This is a genomic window from Leclercia sp. (genome assembly GCF_036780805.1).
Classification (GTDB): domain Bacteria; phylum Pseudomonadota; class Gammaproteobacteria; order Enterobacterales; family Enterobacteriaceae; genus Enterobacter.
The window spans coordinates 73606-73856 of record NZ_DAIQCE010000016.1 but is presented as its reverse complement, the minus strand read 5'-3'; the positions used below and the strand labels follow the sequence as shown (position 1 = coordinate 73856).

The 251-nt window shown below is 68.1% G+C and carries 1 protein-coding gene; it reads left to right on the top strand.

What is annotated here, in order from left to right; genetic code table 11:
- Positions 1–251, top strand: a 251-nt coding sequence (locus tag V7Q49_RS21945; protein WP_333855175.1) for an Ig-like domain-containing protein, incomplete at both ends; no start/stop codon positions are given.

Sequence of the window (251 nt, the reverse complement as noted above, 5' to 3'; positions counted from 1 at the left end):
TGGGCAACGCCAGCCTGCCGACCGCGGGCTTTACCCTGAACCTTGATGCCACCGCGCCGGGCGCGCCGGTCATCACCTCGGTGGTGGATGACGTCGGCACGATCCAGGGCCCGGTGATCAACGGCAATCCGACCAACGATACCCGTCCGACCCTCAACGGCACCGCCGAAGCCAACGCCGTGGTGCGCATCTACGACGGCACCACTCTGGTCGGCCAGGTGACGGCCAACGCCCAGGGTCAGTGGACCCTG